This window comes from Microbacterium hatanonis, from assembly GCF_008017415.1.
Taxonomy (GTDB): domain Bacteria; phylum Actinomycetota; class Actinomycetes; order Actinomycetales; family Microbacteriaceae; genus Microbacterium; species Microbacterium hatanonis.
In genome coordinates, this window is the sequence record NZ_VRSV01000001.1 from 1,433,900 (window position 1) to 1,448,913 (window position 15,014).

Annotated in this window: 16 protein-coding genes and 2 tRNA genes; 4 read left to right on the forward strand and 14 right to left on the reverse strand. The window is 67.5% G+C overall.

Features of this window, described 5'->3' with window-relative positions; genetic code table 11:
- Nucleotides 1-5 precede the first annotated feature (5 nt).
- The 7 genes from FVP77_RS06885 to FVP77_RS06910 all read right to left on the reverse strand — a co-directional run bounded on the left by FVP77_RS06885 (nt 6) and on the right by FVP77_RS06910 (nt 4,565).
- Entirely contained in the window at nt 6-707 is a 702-nt protein-coding gene (locus tag FVP77_RS06885) for an alpha/beta hydrolase family protein (RefSeq protein ID WP_147893819.1), read from the reverse strand.
- Nucleotides 704-1,180, reverse strand: a complete 477-nt coding sequence (locus FVP77_RS06890) for a cupin domain-containing protein (protein WP_147893820.1) — start codon at nt 1,178-1,180, stop codon at nt 704-706. The genes FVP77_RS06885 and FVP77_RS06890 overlap by 4 nt, the downstream gene beginning before the upstream one ends.
- A 104-nt stretch (nt 1,181-1,284) precedes the next feature.
- On the reverse strand, nt 1,285-1,440 hold the full coding sequence (locus FVP77_RS16785; RefSeq protein ID WP_187266845.1) for a hypothetical protein: 156 nt from the start codon (nt 1,438-1,440) through the stop codon (nt 1,285-1,287).
- Nucleotides 1,441-2,226: 786 nt separating this feature from the next.
- On the reverse strand, nt 2,227-2,760 hold the full coding sequence (locus FVP77_RS06895; RefSeq protein ID WP_147893821.1) for a putative immunity protein: 534 nt from the start codon (nt 2,758-2,760) through the stop codon (nt 2,227-2,229).
- 104 nt (nt 2,761-2,864) lie between these two features.
- Entirely contained in the window at nt 2,865-3,302 is a 438-nt protein-coding gene (locus FVP77_RS06900) for a hypothetical protein (RefSeq protein WP_147893822.1), read from the reverse strand.
- A 171-nt stretch (nt 3,303-3,473) separates the two neighbouring features.
- Nucleotides 3,474-3,547, reverse strand: a tRNA-Ile gene (locus FVP77_RS06905).
- Between the two features lie 28 nt (nt 3,548-3,575).
- A complete protein-coding gene (locus tag FVP77_RS06910) occupies nt 3,576-4,565 on the reverse strand; it encodes a DMT family transporter (RefSeq protein ID WP_147893823.1) in 990 nt (329 codons plus the stop codon).
- A 42-nt stretch (nt 4,566-4,607) separates the two neighbouring features.
- Here FVP77_RS06910 and def point away from each other — a divergent pair, with 42 nt between their 5' ends.
- The 3 genes from def (at nt 4,608) to FVP77_RS06925 (ending at nt 7,242) form a co-directional block, all read left to right on the forward strand.
- Complete coding sequence (gene def, locus FVP77_RS06915; protein ID WP_147893824.1) at nt 4,608-5,174, forward strand: peptide deformylase; 567 nt, start codon at nt 4,608-4,610, stop codon at nt 5,172-5,174.
- 63 nt (nt 5,175-5,237) lie between these two features.
- A tRNA-Asn gene (locus tag FVP77_RS06920) sits at nt 5,238-5,313 on the forward strand.
- Nucleotides 5,314-5,505: 192 nt separating this feature from the next.
- The gene (locus FVP77_RS06925) at nt 5,506-7,242 is read left to right on the forward strand and encodes an AMP-binding protein (RefSeq protein WP_187266846.1); all 1,737 of its coding nucleotides are present in this window, start codon (nt 5,506-5,508) and stop codon (nt 7,240-7,242) included.
- A 62-nt stretch (nt 7,243-7,304) separates the two neighbouring features.
- On the opposite strand, the gene FVP77_RS06930 is transcribed toward FVP77_RS06925, so the two are convergent.
- From FVP77_RS06930 to dusB, 6 genes are read right to left on the reverse strand one after another with little or no spacing between them, the layout of a single operon-like run.
- Nucleotides 7,305-8,180: an LLM class flavin-dependent oxidoreductase gene (locus tag FVP77_RS06930; protein WP_147893826.1), complete on the reverse strand. Its 876-nt coding sequence runs from the start codon at nt 8,178-8,180 to the stop codon at nt 7,305-7,307.
- Nucleotides 8,181-8,231: 51 nt separating this feature from the next.
- A complete protein-coding gene (locus tag FVP77_RS06935) occupies nt 8,232-8,582 on the reverse strand; it encodes a DUF6804 family protein (protein WP_147893827.1) in 351 nt (116 codons plus the stop codon).
- Entirely contained in the window at nt 8,582-9,355 is a 774-nt protein-coding gene (locus FVP77_RS06940; protein WP_147893828.1) for an ATP-binding cassette domain-containing protein, read from the reverse strand. Before FVP77_RS06940 ends, FVP77_RS06935 begins: the two co-directional genes overlap by 1 nt.
- Nucleotides 9,356-9,388: 33 nt before the next feature.
- Entirely contained in the window at nt 9,389-11,260 is a 1,872-nt protein-coding gene (gene dnaG / locus FVP77_RS06945) for a DNA primase (protein WP_147893829.1), read from the reverse strand.
- Nucleotides 11,260-12,600 carry a deoxyguanosinetriphosphate triphosphohydrolase gene (locus FVP77_RS06950; protein ID WP_147893830.1) on the reverse strand — a complete coding sequence of 447 codons (1,341 nt, stop codon included), beginning with the start codon at nt 12,598-12,600 and terminating at the stop codon, nt 11,260-11,262. The genes dnaG and FVP77_RS06950 overlap by 1 nt, the downstream gene beginning before the upstream one ends.
- Entirely contained in the window at nt 12,590-13,756 is a 1,167-nt protein-coding gene (gene dusB, locus FVP77_RS06955) for a tRNA dihydrouridine synthase DusB (protein ID WP_147893831.1), read from the reverse strand. Before dusB ends, FVP77_RS06950 begins: the two co-directional genes overlap by 11 nt.
- A gap of 59 nt (nt 13,757-13,815) precedes the next feature.
- Between dusB and FVP77_RS06960 the strand changes: the two genes are divergently transcribed.
- Complete coding sequence (locus FVP77_RS06960) at nt 13,816-14,316, forward strand: glutathione peroxidase (protein ID WP_147893832.1); 501 nt, start codon at nt 13,816-13,818, stop codon at nt 14,314-14,316.
- Here FVP77_RS06960 and FVP77_RS06965 read toward each other — a convergent pair.
- Nucleotides 14,305-15,000: a DsbA family oxidoreductase gene (locus FVP77_RS06965; protein ID WP_147893833.1), complete on the reverse strand. Its 696-nt coding sequence runs from the start codon at nt 14,998-15,000 to the stop codon at nt 14,305-14,307. The two genes, FVP77_RS06960 and FVP77_RS06965, sit on opposite strands and share 12 nt — an antisense overlap.
- Nucleotides 15,001-15,014 lie beyond the last annotated feature (14 nt).

Below are 15,014 nucleotides of genomic sequence, written 5' to 3' on the forward strand. Positions count from 1 at the left end.
AGTGCTCAGCCCCGTCGCTGATCGAGCCACCGCCGAACGTCTGGCCAATGGGATGCTGCGGGGTCGATCGCGTCCAGGTGCGAGAGCTGTGGCAGCTCGATGAGATCGACATCGGCGCCCGCGGCTCGTGCCGCCTCGACGTAGTCGCGAGTGTGTTCGATCGGCACCCGAGCATCGTCGCGGCCGTGCACGACGAGCAGCTCGCCACGAGGCGGAATCTGGGCGAGGGGGGACGCGGCGATGATCGTGTCGGTCGATTCGCCGAAGAACTCGGCTACGGCGCCATCTCCGATCCGCTCACGGAAGCCGCGTACGAGGTCGGTGACCGGGGCGAGGGCGACCACAGCGTCGCCGTCTCGGCTACCGAGGAGGGCCAGCTGTCCTCCGACCGAGTGCCCGATGATCGCGAGCCGCGAGGCCTCTCCCGCTGACCGTGCGACGTGCAGCGCCGCGGTGATATCGGCGTCGGTGGCTGCCCACCCTTCCGAACCTCTCCGGTACTCGACGTTCGCTACCACCCATCCGTCAGCGACGAACGTCGGTACCAGCGGGCGCATGAGCTCAGCCGTGAACGGGCGACGCCAGTAGCCGCCGTGAATGAGCGCCACCGTGCCTCGCGAGCTGCCGACCGGAGAGGTGACCTCCACATACTGGTCGGCCAGCGGGCCGTAGCGGAGAATGCGATGCGCAGCCTCCGGTGCGCTCACGCCCCTTCGACCGCGCCCTCGGGAAGGAAATCGACGCCATTGAGCGCCGAGAGTCGAACGACCTCGGCAGGATCGGTGACGTTGTGCAGCAGGCTGAACAGGTTGGCGAGCTTGCCGCCCGGACTGACCCAGAACAGCGACTTCGCCGCCGAATCCTGCTTGTTGTAGTACGCGTGGGGAAGGTTGCGCGGCATCTGCACGAGGTCGCCCGGACCGGCCGTCGTCCACTGACCGTCGAGGTAGAGCGTGTAGACACCCTCGAAGACGTAGATGAACTCGTCCTGCGTCGGGTGCACGTGAGGCGGTACACCCGTCCCGGCGGGATCGAGCGAGAGCCACGAGTAGGTCGAGGCGCTTTCGATCTTCGTGGTGTACGTGTGGCCGAGCACGTTCCACACGCGCCCTGCGTAGGCTTCATCGGCCCGCACGATGCCTGCGGGCAGATCGCCCAGGATGATCTCTTCGGACTTCATCGTCGTACTCCTCTGCTCGGGATCTGCTGGTGTCAGTGTGGCAGAGACCAGGACCGTCGAGCGGATGTACGCGTGCGGTGGGCCGAACCGATCCGTGGGTGCCGCTAGGCGTCTTCGGTTCGTCGCCGGGGCACTGCTGCCCCGCGATTCTTCGCCGCGCGCGGCCGGAGGATGTAGAAGAACGTCAGCACTCCGATCACCGCGACCAGCACACCGAGGTCGATGAACAAGATCAGCAGCAGCGTGGAGGAGTCGAGCACTCACCGACAATAATCCACGCACGACGGGCGAACCGCATCGCCGTGTGTGCGCCTCCACGGAGCGTATGATCGTGTGCCCTTCGCGTGGTCGAGGGGGCTTTTCCGTAAGGCGCACAGGACGTGATTCTCCGTCGCTCGCGTCTCCCTCGCCCCTCGGCGAAGAGCTCCGTGTGTGAACACGGAACCGTTGTCATAGTGGCTGCGCGCGCGGTCTCATCGCCAGCCTGCGCGTTACGCTTTCCCACACGCCTCTCGAGTTGCGGGTTCGAATCCCGTCGCCTCCGCTTGTGGGGGCGTAGCCACCGGCATGGCCCACTGCGCCCCGACTTCGTTCGGGGCGCAGGCGGCTGCCGTGAGGCAGTTGCGGCTATGAGGACACCTCTGTGGGTTGCGCCATGCTTCCGGCGGACGCGACGGTGATGGCAGCGGCGCGAATCTACTCCCCCGATTCGCCTCTTCGGGTGCCGGGCGCGGTCGAGCGGGGCCGTGCGACAGAGAGCCGGGCGGTCAGGTAAGTGAGAGGGATCGCGGCGCAGCTACCGACCACTAATCCGAGCAGGGGGTTCGCCGAGAGCAGTCCCGCCACGAAACCGAGTGCGACCGCGCAGAGTGCGCCTGTTGACGCACGAAAGAGCTGTTCTATCGACATATTGAGACGCTATTCCGCCGGCCACGCACCCACCTCCCCCGTGAGAGGGAAATGGACCTCGCTCTTGCGGTGAGCTGGGCGTGTCGAACGGTCACCCCAGGCGGCCGGCTAGGCGTCCGCGCGCACGGGCGGCCTGTTCACGCTTTCGGGTTGAGCACTGCCTGGATGCTGCGGATGTTCTCGCCGAGGAGGCCCGAGGCGAGCAGTCCGGTGCCCAGCGGGCCAGACGAGTCCTCTCCGAGCGTCGGCAGCTGGCTCAATGCTGCTCTCACGGTCTGGCTCATGTTCGCCAGCTGCCACGCGATCTCTGCCGCACCCCCGCGACCCGGGTCGACGATCTCGGCCGCCTTCGCCGCGTAGGCCGCCGCACCGAGGGCGTGCGCCCCCATGTGTGCGACTCCCGCTGCCTGGCCGGCTGACCACGCTGCCGCCTTAGCCGCCGGAGAATCCACTCCCTGTGAGGCTCGCCCTGCGACGAAGCGGCGACGGATCTCGCCCGCAGTGTCCAGTTCTCCTCGGGCGAAGGACCGCGCGCGGCTGATGCCGTCTCGCGGCCTACCGTCGCCCGGCGCCTCTGCCTCGAAGAGCGGCAGAACGCGCTCTGCACAATCCGCCGCCCACGCGGCGACGATTCGACGGTCATTCTCGCTCAGCGATTGCGGGGAGAGCATCCTCCTACCTTCCTACACACGGTGTCTGTGGGGCAGCCGGGTACGGCATCGCCGTGCGTCGGGCCATCCGGAACGAGTGGCAGTGAGATCGCGACTCCCTGTCTTCATCGAGCGCCGCTCTCTGCGGCGGGTGTCCAGGCGTAGAAGTCACCATCGTTCTGGGCGATCGCCCACTCACCGCAGAGGGCGACATCGTTTACTGCGTAAACGTCCAGCCCGCCGGGCACGACCATGGTGGGTGCCGATTGTCTTTCAACTGTTTCGCAGCCCGAGAGCCCCTGTTCGCTCTCGAACACCAGCGATTCTGTGCTGTCGGATCGAGTCGACGCCACGAGAACGATGTGCTGTGCGTCGTCGGGCAGCCATTCCAACGTCTCGCCACGATCCTGCTCCAACATCTGAGAGTTCGCGAAGGAGCTCTGAGACGTGCCGTGAGCGACGTCGTCGACGACGCCGCATCCTGTCACCACGATGAGGACAGCGGTGAGCCCCACGAACGCGGAACCGGGGCGCGGGCTTCGGAAGAAGTTCTTCGGGTTCATGCCCTCCACGCTAGGAACGCATGCCCCCACGCACATCGTGCCTCAGAGGTAGCCGGCGTAATCCTCCGGAGGGATTGATATCGGTGCACTTTGTCTCGCCCACGCTCATCGAGACGATCAGCGCGGGCCATCAGCATTGTGCGGGGTGGCCGCGAAACTCGGGGCTTCTCGTAGGGCGGGTGGGACTTGAACCCACGATCGTCGGGTTATGAGCCCGCTGCCTTGACCAGCTTGGCCACCGCCCCCTGCGTCGACGAGTTTATCGTCACGCCGTCACGCCAGCGGCGGGCGCTCTCCACCGCTGCCGCGGGCAATGCGGAGTTCCTGGCTGTCGCTGATGATCTGCGGGTGGTAGCGCGTCAGGAGGAACACTCCGACGATCGCGATCGCGCCCGCGATGCCGAAGCCGACAAGCGCCCACGGTGGAGCGCTCGACGCCTCCCCCAGCACCACGAGGCCGATCACGACGGCAACGATCGGGTCGATCACGGTGAGACCCGCGATCACGAGATCGGGCGGGCCGACGGAGTACGACGTCTGCACGAAGTACGAACCGACGCCCGCGGCGATCAGAAGTCCGACCACGCACAGCACCGTCAACCAGTCGAAGTTGCCCGCTTGCGCCCGGCTGATGACGACCTTCGCCAGCGTCGCGACGAACCCGTAGACCACGCCACCGGCGGAGATGTAGAACAGCGCGCGGAGCTTGCGGCGGCGAGCCAACCACGTGCCGCCGAAGATCACGAGGACGACCAGCAGGATCACGAGGATGATCGAGAGCTCTCGGGCCGTGATGGCGTGCTCGGTCGCGAAGAACGCGGCGATCGTCACGAACGAGAAGATGCCGCCGAGGCAGAGCACGATCGCGAAAATCGATCGACGGGTCGGCTTGTGCCCCGACACGCGCGCATTGAGCAGTGTCGTGATCACGAGGGCGATCGCACCGATGGGTTGCACGAGGATCAGGGGGGCGACGGACAGTGCGCCCAGTTGACAGATGATCGCGAGACCCAGCATGAGCGTGCCGGCGACCCAGGAAGGGCGACCGAGCAGCGCCAGCAACTGGCGACCGGTGAGGCCTGCGCCGGTCTGACCGGTGACTCGTTCGACCTTCACCACACCTCGGTGCTGGTACTGCGCACCGAAGGACATGAAGACCGCACCCGCCAGGGCGAGAGGGATACCGAGGAGGATCCCGGGGTCGCGGAAGATCCCGACGAGTTCATCCGTGACGTCGTTCAGCGAAACTTCGGCGCCAATCACCCTCCGACACTAACCGCCGGAATGGCTCGATAGGCTCAAGGCGTGGCCGTTCTTCCTATCCGCATCATGGGAGACCCCGTTCTCCACGCCCCCGCCAGCCGCGTCGCCGAGATCTCGGATGAGATCCGCACGCTCGTCGACGACATGTTCGAGACGATGGATGCTGCGCCCGGGGTCGGACTCGCCGCTCCCCAGGTGGGCGTCGGCCTGCGGATCTTCACGTACAGCTACACCGACGACGACGGCGCACCATGGCGAGGAGCGATCCTCAACCCCGAGTTGTGGATGCGGCCTCTCGAGCCCGGCGCTCCCGACGACGACGAGGAGTCCGAGGGGTGCCTGTCGTTCCCGGGTGAGCGCTTCCCGCTTCGCCGCTCGGACGAGGTGCTCATCACGGGCACCGACCTCGATGGGCAGTCGGTCAGCATCCAGGTCGACGGGTGGCGTGCGCGCATCCTGCAGCACGAGTTCGACCACCTCGACGGGATCCTCTACGTCGACCGGCTCGACGACTCCGATTGGAAGACTGCGCAGAAGATCGCGAAGAAGCGCGGATGGGGGCGTCCGGGCAAGTCCTGGACGCCCGGAATCGACGATCTGGACGCGTGAGTTTCCGACCACCCCTCACGCTTTGCTAGTATCGAGGGGTTGCCCTGCGAACGGGCGATGTAATCCTCGGTAGCTCAATTGGCAGAGCAATCGGCTGTTAACCGATAGGTTCTTGGTTCGAGTCCAAGCCGGGGAGCCACGAGAGGCCCAGAGCATTCGCTCCGGGCCTCTTCCATTGGGCGAGATGCGCGGATTCCCGCAGCCTGCGGCTGGCTACAATCTAGACGGCGGGGAGCTCCCCCCGACGGTCGAATCAGCCTCTCGAGGATCGGACTGCGCAGTCACGAGTCCCACTGCGCTGTCTGCACCTCGCTCTCCGCAAAGGTGCGTCATGTCAGCCCTTCCTCACACCCTCGTCGATGCTCTCCGCGCGACCGCCGCCCATCACGGCAACGATCGAGGCGTCCGCTACTACGGCACCCCGACGTCCTCGGAGTTCATCGGCTACGCAGATGTCGATCGGGACGCGCGGTCGATCGCTGTCAGCCTCATCGCTGCGGGTCACAAGATCGGCGAAACGGCCCTCATCGCCGTCTCGCCTGGTCTGGGATGGGCGCCGGCCGTGTACGGCGTGATGTATGCCGGCCTCGGCTTCGTTCCGGCGCCTATCGCGGGGTACGGGTCGGCCGACAGCATCGCCGAGAAAGCCGCGGGGATCGGACATGCCGCCGAAGCCGCCCTGTTCGTGACAGACCGACAGGCGCTCGCCAAGCTCGGCGGGTCGGTGCCCGGATTCGAGGGTTCGACGGTGTTCGTCGAAGACCTCCTCGCCGATGGGGATGCGGACGCGTGGGTACGACCCGACATCGACGGCGACTCCCTCGCTTACCTGCTCTTCACCTCGGGCTCGACGGGTGACCCGAAAGGCGTCATCGCCGCCCACGGTGGCATCACGGCCACCTGCTTCGGCAACCGGCCCTTCTACGGCGACGTCGATGGCAACTCGACGGTGGTGGGGTGGGCGCCACTGCACCACATCACGGGACTGTCCATCAGCCTCCTCATCCCGGCGACGATCGGCGTCGATACCGTCATCACACCGACCGAGCAATTTCAGCGCAGACCGATCTTCTGGCTTCAGTTGATCAGCAAGCACAAGGGCACGGTGAGCGCAGCGGGAAACTTCGCCTTCGCGCTGTGCACCCAGCTGGTGACCGACGAGCAGGTGGCCGACCTCGACCTGTCGAGCGTGCGAGCGCTCATCTGCGGCAGCGAGCCGATCCTCCCGGGCACGATGTGGGCGTTCATGGAGAAGTTCGCCCCCGCCGGTCTCGCGCCCGACGTCATCGCGCCCTCGATGGGTCAGACCGAGTCGGGCCTCATCTCGGCGAAGTTCGCGGGAGAGCCCCTGGTCATCCGACGGTTCGACGCGAAGGCGCTCGAATCCGGTGAGCTCGTACCGGTCGACGGAGAGGGAGACGAAACCGTCGAGTGGGTCTCGTGCGGCCGGATCGCGGACGACGTCACCATGAAGATCGTCGACCCCGAGACTCGCGAGCTCCTGCCGGATGGCCGCGTCGGCGAGATCTGGGTGTCGTCGTACATGGTGTCGCCCGGGTACTTCCACCGTCCCGAAGCCACCGCGGAGACCTTCGGCCTCTCCCTCCCGGGCGATGACCTTCCGTACCTGCGTACGGGTGACCTCGCAGCGATCCTGAATGGACAGCTCTACGTCACCGGCCGGCTCAAGGAGATGATCATCATCCGGGGCCGAAACCTTTACCCGCAAGACATCGAGGCCGCAGCCCGATCCGTCTCGCCCGCGGTGGGCATCGGGTCGGCGTTCGAACTGACCGGTCACCCCTCAGCCGTCGGCCTCGTCTTCGAGGTCGATGAGGAGGCACTCACGACATCCGGGGAGAGCCTCGAGTCGCTCGTGCTGCGGGTGAAGGAGAGCCTCATGAGCAAGTTCTCGCTGGCCTCTCTCGCGACCGCGACGCTGCCCCCGAATCACCTGCCGAGAACCGCCGGTGGGAAGGTGCGCCGCAGCCCCACCCGCATCGCACTCGAAGCGGGAGACCTCGCCGTGACATCAAGCTCGGGCTTCCGCACCCCCGGTAAGCGCTGAGTCGAGAGTACGGCGATCACCCGATTGCTCGACGTCGTCGCGTAGCGAGACCGTCGGCCCCGTCAGAACCGCGCGGCCACCTCGCGGAGAACTCCCTCTTCACCGGCGTAGATGCCGTCGGCGCGGGGCCAGTGCGAGATCACGTCGGTGAAGCCCAGCGCCCCGGCGCGCTCGACCATCTCGTCGAAGCGGGCGACACTCTCGAAAGAGAAGAAACCGCCGGAGTCGAGAGAGAGATAGCGGTCGATCGATCGCGCCTCGCGTCCGACGGAGTCCAACGCGTCGTCGAGGCGACGAGACAGCATCTCGACCGACTCCCACCACTCCTCACCCGTGCGTCCCTCCAGCCCTGTGGTCACCCACCCCTGAGCTCGTTCGGCGACGAGTGAGAGTCCTTTCGGGCCGTTGGCCGCGAGGACGAAGGGCACCCGGGGCCGCTGCACCGGCTCCCCCACCATGCGGGCGCCCCGAGCTGTGAACCACCGACCATCGACGTCGAACCCGCCGGAACCCGTCGGCTCGTGGCGGAGGAGCTCATCGAGGACGGCGACGAACTCGACGTAACGCTGGTGCCGCTCGCGCGGCGAGTACTCGGGCTGACCGAGCACGAACGCGTCGAAGCCGGTGCCTCCCGAACCGATGCCGAGGATGAACCGACCCCCGGAGATGTCGTCGACCGTCGCGATCTCTTTGGCGAAAGGAACCGGATGCCGGAAGTTGGGCGAGGCGACGAACGTGCCCAGCCGGATCGTCTGCGTCACCACGGCTGCCGCAGTGAGGGTGGGCACGGTCGCATGCCAGACCTGATCGGCCAGTGTGCGCCACGAGAGGTGGTCGTAGGTCCAGGCGTGGTCGAAGCCCAGCGCTTCCGCCGACTCCCATTTTGCGCGAGCGGTCGACCAGGGTTCCTGCGGGAGGATCACGATGCCATGGCGCATGGTTCCGAGTGTAGGTTCGGCGTCACGCCCTGACGACGAAACAGTCGGATGCTACGCAGCGGGCGTGCGGCGGAATTTGATCAGCGCACCGGCCGCGAGACAGACGGCGGCGCCCACGATGTGCGCACCGACGAGCCACTCACCGGTGATGTTTATCGGGTATACCGGATTCCAGATGAGGGCGATGGCGAGCATGACGGGCGCCCACCACCACTGACCCGCCTGAATGGCGAACCAGCCGATGATGACCGCCAGGATCGCCACGACGAATCGGACGGCGAGGTAGTACTCCTGTCCGACGAGGGCTATACCCGCGATGAGCACGACCGCGACGAGAATCCCCGGTGCGAGAGCGTTCCGCTGATAGGCGGCCGCGGCCTTCGGAGTCTGGGGCGCCCCCATCAGCGGACGACCGAGCGGTGGTCGTTCGCCTCGTCGGGCGTCCAGACCATCGTGCTCGCGTCGGCCCCGTAGGCGACGGTGTGGCCGGCTCGCAGTACCAGCACGTCGGAATCGAGCTCGCGCGCAGCATCCGGGTCGTTCGTCACCACCAGGGCGGACAGGCCGTAAGACGTGCGCCGACGGCGCACCGCCTCGAGAACGGTCTCCCGCACTTCGATGTCGAGGTTCGCGTAGAGGTCGTCGGCCACGAGCAGACGCGGATCGAGAACCAGGGCACGGGCCATCGCGACCCGTTGGCGCATACCCGCGCTGAGTTCGTAGGGGTACTTCGGGGCCGCTCCGAGAGGCAGCTGCATCTCGTCGAGCAGCGTTGCGACACGGACGGCGAGAGCACGCGGGTTGACTCGTCGATCGCGGCTCGTGATCGGTTCGGCGATCACCTCTGACACGGTCAGACGCGCGGGCAGGTCGGACCCGCCGCCCTGCGGAAGATATCCGGTCAGGTACGTGAGGGTGCGAAGCGCCCGCCCGGGCCGCTTCACGGATATGCCTTCCACGACGGCTTCGCCCCCGGCGACCGAGATCGACGTGCCGGCGCGTCCGGCGAGGACGGCGGCGAGGCTCGATTTACCGGCGCCCGTGGGGCCCATGATCGTCAGCGTCTCACCGTGGGCGAGGGTGAACGACAAGCCGTCGATCACGCGCGCGTCACCTCGGGTGAGCGACAGATCGTCGACCCGGATCGAGACGTCGGGTGTTTTCGCGCGGGACATGGGTTTCATCCTGCCTGCCCGACGGCGCGAACGCTACTGCGCGCCGACCAGGCGCTGGCGCTCGATGTCGACTTCCCGCAGACGCAGACGGAGCGTTCGCCCATCGGCGGAGTCTGCGGGAACGCGCTGGATCGCACCCAGCAGCTCCGTCTTCTCGCGGTCGAGAACTCGACGCAGGAGGTTCACAGCCAGATCGTTCGCCGAGGCGATCGCGTGCGCTTCGTCACGCGCGGGGAAGTCCGACGTCAACAGCTCGGCGGCCAGCGTGCGGTAGGGCTCTCGCACCGCGCCCACCGCCTCAGCGGCCCATCCCGGCTTGGACGCGTCGTTGGACGAGGCGAGCACCGACCGTACGGCCTCGAGACCGGGATGCGTGAACGGGGCAGCGAGGGCACGGGAGAGCAGGGACGCGTCGACATGATGCCCGTACTGGAGGAATGCCATGAGCGCGTCGCGCTCGATGGCCACGTCGCGCGAGCGCGGCAGCGTGGCGACGGTGACGCGCAGCTCGGGCGCGGGAGCTTCGGCGGGCGGGGCCGACGACGGCGCGCGGTCGTCCGCGCGCGCCGATGCGCCATCGGCGCGCGCACTCCGCGCGGCACGGTCGACGGCCGCCGACACCTCGGAGAGGTCGAGTCCGAGTCGTCGAGCCAGCACGCGGGTGTAGCCGGGGCGCAGCGACGGGTCGCGGATCTCGGCCACGATGGGAGCGGCGGTGCGCAGGCCCGCAGCGCGTCCTTCCACGGTCGCGAGGTCGTAGCCCGAAAGTCGCTGGTCGATCACGAACTCGAACATGGGCACCTTGTTGTCCATGAGCGCCCGCACGGCCCCGTCTCCCCGCTTGAGGCGAAGATCGCAGGGGTCGAGGCCTTCGGGGGCGACGGCGACGTACGTCTGGGCGGAGAAGCGCTTCTCGTCGCCGAACGCGCGCAGCGCCGCCTTCTGGCCGGCCGCATCGGGATCGAACGTGAACACGACCTCGCCCGACGCGGAATCGTCTCCCATGACCCGACGGAGCACAGTGATGTGGTCGGCCGCGAACGCGGTTCCGCATGTCGCGATCGCCCCCGTCACGCCCGCGAGGTGGCAGGCCATGACGTCGGTGTATCCCTCGACGACGACCACACGATGCCCACGGGAGATATCGCGCTTGGCGAGGTCGAGGCCGTAGAGCACCTGCGACTTGCGGTAGATCGGCGTCTCGGGGGTGTTCAGGTACTTGGGTCCCTGGTCGTCGTCGTAGAGCTTGCGCGCACCGAAACCGATGACCTGCCCCGTGACATCGCGGATCGGCCACACCAGGCGACCTCGGAATCGATCGTAGACACCGCGCTGACCACGCGAGACGAGCCCGGCCTGCTCGAGTTCTTCGCGCGTGAACTTCTGCGCGACGAGGTGGTCGAGCAGAGCCGACCAGCCTTTCGGCGCGTATCCCACCCCGAAGTGCGCGGCGGCGCCGGCGTCGAACCCTCGTTCGCCGAGGAACCTTCGCGCGGTCTCGGCCTCCGGGTCGAGCAGGCGCGCACGGAAGAACTCCGCCGCCGCTGCGTTCGCGGCGTACAGGCGCGAACGTCCGCTGGTCTCGGGCGCTGCTCCCCCGTCTTCGTAGTGCAGTGTGTAGCCGACGCGCCCCGCCAGCCGCTCGACGGCTTCCGTGAACGAGACATGGTCCATGGCACGGAGGAACGAGTAGACATCGCCCGACTCGCCGCAGCCGAAGCAGTGGTAGAAGCCGACCTGCGGCCGCACATGGAAGCTCGGACTGCGCTCGTCGTGGAACGGGCAGAGCCCCTTCATCGAGCCGACCCCCGCCGACTTGAGAGCGACCCGCTCCCCCACGATGTCGGCGATGTTCGTCCGGGCCTTCACCTCATCGATGTCGGCCTGACGAATCCGCCCCGCCATCAGCGGTCCCCGGCGGTCGGCGCGGGCGCCCACGGCGCCCAGACGCCGAGGGATGCAGCATCCACCTCGCCTACCAGCCGCCCGTGCCAGGCGATGGCCAGTTGATCGGTGAGACTCGCGACCTGATCGACCACGACCCGACGACGCGCCGTGTCGTCGGCGGCCGCAGCGAAGTCGTCGGCATGGATCGCGTCGAGGAAGTCGGGTTCGTCCCACAGCGCCGAGGCCAGCCGCTTGAGCACGCCGCGCTGCTCCTTGTAGAGCGCCTTGCGGCCGTCGATCGAGACGACGGTGGCTCCGATGATGCCTTTGAGCACCGCCATCTCGGCTTCGACGACCCGAGGCACGACGACGTGCGCCCGGTAACGGGTGAGGGCTTCGAGGGGGAACGCCTCGCGAGTGGCGGCCGTCGCAGCCCGCGCGAACCGGCCGATGAGATCGGATGTGAGGTTCTTCAACCGCGCGAGGTCGGGACGGCTCCCGTCGAACGACGGCAACCACTCGGGCAGGCGCATGAGCCGATAGAGAGCGTCTTCGAGCTCCTCGCGGGGGAAGTCGAAGCCGACCCACGTCTGAATCGCAGAAAGCAGCGCGGAGTGCTCGCCGGTGTCGGCGAGCACGCGCGGATCGAGGTACCGGTTCGTGATGGCGTCTTCGAAGTCGTGCACCGAATAGGCGATGTCATCGGAGAGGTCCATCACCTCGGCCTCGATGCAGCGGACGCGCCCCGGCGCGCCGTCGCGCATCCACCGGAAGAGCGGCTCGTCATCGGGGTAGACCCCGTACTTCAACCGACCCCCGGGATCGGGGAGCGGGTGCTCGGAGGTCCAGGGGTATTTGCAGGTCGCGTCGAGGCTGGCTCTCGTGAGGTTCAGCCCGAAGGTGCGTCCGTCGTCGTCGATGACCTTCGGCTCGAGACGGGTGAGGATGCGGAGGGTCTGAGCGTTGCCCTCGAATCCCCCGATGTCTTCCGCCCAGTCGTTGAGCGCCCGCTCGCCGTTGTGCCCGAAGGGCGGGTGGCCGAGGTCGTGGCTGAGGCAGGCGGTGTCGACGACATCGGGCGAGAGCTGCAGCGCGGTGGCGAGTTCGCGACCGACCTGAGCGACCTCGAGCGAATGCGTCAGACGGTTGCGTGCGAAGTCGGCGGGACTCGCGGGGCTCAGCACCTGGGTCTTGGCGGCGAGGCGGCGCAGCGCGGCCGAATGCAGCACTCGGGCGCGGTCGCGCGCGAAATCGTCTCGACGTGAGCGGTGCTCTTCCACGTGGAACCGTGCGGCGTCGGGATCGTCATAACCGGCGGGGCGGGCGGCGGCGACCACCGCGCCGCTCTCATCCGCCACTGTTGTCGATCTCCGCAGCGGCGAGGGCGGTGGACGCCTCGAGGCCGATCTCGCGGGAGGCGAGCCAGCCGTCGGGCAGAGCCGTGCGCTTGGGTGTGCCGGCGCGCCCGCGCTGACCCTCCGCACCGGCGCCGGGGTACGGCGCCGATCGGTCCATCGTCTCGAGGAGCTCGTCGATCTCGGCCAGGCTCGAGACCATGGCCAGCCGCGCGCGCAGGTCGCCCCCGACGGGATATCCCTTGAAGTACCACGACGCGTGCTTGCGGATGTCGCGGCAGCCGCGCAGCTCGTCCTCGTAGAAGTCGACCAGCAGCTCGGCGTGCCGGCGGAAGGCGTCGGCGACGAAGCCGAGGGTGGCGTCGACCGGGGCAGCCATCGCGGCATCCGGACCGCCCAGTGCGCGCGCGAGATCACCGAACAGCCACGGTCGGCCCAAGCATCCGCGGCCCACGACCACTCCGTCGCACCCGGTCTCATCCATCATTCGCCGTGCGTCGTCGGCGGACCAGATGTCGCCGTTGCCGAGGACGGGGATGCTGGTGACGGCCTCTTTGAGCGCGGTGATCGCCGACCAGTCGGCGTGACCGGAGTAGAACTCCGACGCCGTCCGGGCGTGCAGCGCGACGGCCGCCACGCCCGCGTCTTCGGCGATGCGGCCGGCGTCGAGGAATGTCAGGTGGTCTCTATCGATGCCTTTGCGCATCTTGACGGTGAGAGGGATGTCGCCCGCTGCTTTGACGGCACGCGACACGATCTCTTGGAAGAGCCCGAGTTTCCACGGCAGCGCCGCTCCGCCGCCCTTGCGCGTGACCTTGGGCACGGGGCAGCCGAAGTTGAGGTCGATGTGGTCTGCGCGGTCTTCTTCCACCAGGAGGCGAACCGCGCTCTCTGTCGTGGCCGGGTCGACGCCGAACAGCTGGATGGAGCGCAGCGTCTCGGACTCGTGGTGCTGGATCAAGCGCATCGTCACCGCATTGCGCTCGACGAGCGCGCGGGTCGTGATCATCTCGCTGACGTACAGCCCGGCGCCGTACTCACGGCAGAGACGGCGGAAAGCGGTGTTCGTGATCCCGGCCATCGGCGCGAGCACGACGGGCGCGTCGAGCTCGATGGGACCGATGCGCAGGGAGCGCGTCGGAGCGAGGGTCGAAGTCATTGTTCCATTCTCCCAGACGTTGGCCCACGAGAGCTGCTCACGGTTCTAGCCTGGGGACCATGACCGCTGATTCCACAGATCTTCGCGACATCCCGTTCCAGACCGCGGAAGGCGAGCCCACGAGCCTTGCGTCCTACGGGCAGGATGTGCTCCTCATCGTGAACGTCGCGTCGAAGTGCGGCCTGGCTCCGCAGTACGAGCAGCTCGAAGAGCTGCAGCGCACCTATGGAGACCGCGGATTCACCGTCCTGGGCTTTCCCTGCAATCAATTCATGGGGCAGGAGCCGGGGTCGATGGAGGAGATCCTCGACTACTGCGCGACCACGTGGGGAGTCAGCTTCCCGGTGCTCGACAAGGTGAAGGTCAACGGCCCCGGCGCCGCGCCGCTCTACAAGGCGCTGAAGAAGGCCGAAGACCTCGAGGGCAAGCGCGGGCCGATCCTGTGGAACTTCGAGAAGTTCGTGCTGACACCGACCGGCGACGTGCACCGTTTCCGCCCGACCACCAAACCCGACGACCCGGCGATCGTGGCCGTCATCGAGCAAGCCCTAGGCGACTGATTCCTCGGGTTCGGCTGCGCCGACCTGGCGGCGTTCCTCCCACACTTGGCGTGCGATCTGAGCGAAGGCCTCCGCGGGCTGAGCGCCGCTGACGCCGTACTTGCCGTCGATCACGAAGAACGGAACGCCGTTGATGCCGTAGGCCTGCGCCTGGGCCTGGTCGGCGCGCACGTCGTCGAGATACCGCTCCGAGACGAGCGCGTCGCGCGCGGCCTCGGGATCGAGCCCGGCGTCGGCGGCCAGCGCGACCAGCTCGTCGTCGCGCCCGAGATGCCGACCCTCGGTGAAGTAGGCCGACATCAGGCGCTCGGTCAGTTCGGGCTGCTTGCCCTCCGCCTTGGCGAAGTGCAGCAGCTGGTGAGCCTTGACGGTGTTCGTGTGCTTCAGCTTGTCGAACCGGTACTCCAGACCCGCGTCGGCGGCGACGCCCGTGACACGGTCAAGCATCTCGCGCGCCTGCTCGGCGGGGATGCCCTTGTGGTGCGCGAGATAGTCGGTCTCGCCGCCGTCGAAGTCGACCGGTGTGTCGGGGGCGAGTTCATAGGAGTGGAAGACCACCTCTACGACGGGGGCGTCGTCGTCGGTGGATGCTGCGGCGAGGCCGGATTCCAGATTGCGCTTACCGATGTAGCACCACGGGCAGGCGATGTCGCTCCACACGTCGATCTTGATGGCGTCTGTCATGTCATGCGCAACAC

Excerpts from the sequence above, each read along its gene's own strand:
- FVP77_RS06890 (WP_147893820.1), bottom strand. The coding sequence starts at position 1,180 with ATGAAGTCCGAAGAGATCATCCTGGGCGATCTGCCCGCAGGCATCGTG.
- FVP77_RS06965 (WP_147893833.1), bottom strand. The coding sequence starts at position 15,000 with ATGACAGACGCCATCAAGATCGACGTGTGGAGCGACATCGCCTGCCCG.
- FVP77_RS06940 (WP_147893828.1), bottom strand. The coding sequence starts at position 9,355 with ATGTCCCGCGCGAAAACACCCGACGTCTCGATCCGGGTCGACGATCTG.
- FVP77_RS06925 (WP_187266846.1), top strand. The coding sequence starts at position 5,506 with ATGTCAGCCCTTCCTCACACCCTCGTCGATGCTCTCCGCGCGACCGCC.
- FVP77_RS06960 (WP_147893832.1), top strand. The coding sequence starts at position 13,816 with ATGACCGCTGATTCCACAGATCTTCGCGACATCCCGTTCCAGACCGCG.
- FVP77_RS06935 (WP_147893827.1), bottom strand. The coding sequence starts at position 8,582 with ATGGGGGCGCCCCAGACTCCGAAGGCCGCGGCCGCCTATCAGCGGAAC.
- FVP77_RS06930 (WP_147893826.1), bottom strand. The coding sequence starts at position 8,180 with ATGCGCCATGGCATCGTGATCCTCCCGCAGGAACCCTGGTCGACCGCT.
- dnaG (WP_147893829.1), bottom strand. The coding sequence starts at position 11,260 with ATGGCGGGGCGGATTCGTCAGGCCGACATCGATGAGGTGAAGGCCCGG.
- FVP77_RS06895 (WP_147893821.1), bottom strand. The coding sequence starts at position 2,760 with ATGCTCTCCCCGCAATCGCTGAGCGAGAATGACCGTCGAATCGTCGCC.
- FVP77_RS06900 (WP_147893822.1), bottom strand. The coding sequence starts at position 3,302 with ATGAACCCGAAGAACTTCTTCCGAAGCCCGCGCCCCGGTTCCGCGTTC.
- dusB (WP_147893831.1), bottom strand. The coding sequence starts at position 13,756 with ATGACTTCGACCCTCGCTCCGACGCGCTCCCTGCGCATCGGTCCCATC.